Source organism: Arthrobacter sp. 10T425 (assembly GCF_056393985.1).
Genome location: NZ_JBFTGZ010000134.1, coordinates 1 through 366, shown reverse-complemented (window position 1 = coordinate 366; position 366 = coordinate 1). Strand labels below are relative to the sequence as shown.

Sequence of the window (366 nt, the reverse complement as noted above, 5' to 3'; positions counted from 1 at the left end):
GGTCTGGAGTGGGGAGGCATCCGCGACGACGGCAGAGTATTCCTTGCCCACCATTGGGGTGCTCCTGTCCACAACGCTGATGGCGAGAGGGTCGCCATGTTATGTGGAACCATCGATGTTACGCCGCGCGAAGCGTTGTTTGTCACGCTGCGCGACGAAGCCGCTCGGGCCACGGCATTCGACGCAGCGAGGCATACCCTTCTGCTTGATCATTACGGGGCGCTTTCGCGGACCGCTGACATATTGACAGAAATCTTCAACGTGGATGCAGCTGCAACGGCTGCGGTGCAAGCGGAAAGCGCAGGGGCGCTGTGGGCGAGGTTTCGTGAACAGCTCGACGATGCCCGGAAACTGCTGACCATGCAG

The 366-nt window shown here is 60.7% G+C and carries 1 protein-coding gene; it reads left to right on the top strand.

Features of this window, described 5'->3' with window-relative positions; genetic code table 11:
* Positions 1-366: hypothetical protein (locus tag AC1DDH_RS20870; protein WP_476956278.1), on the top strand; the 366-nt coding region annotated here is incomplete at both ends.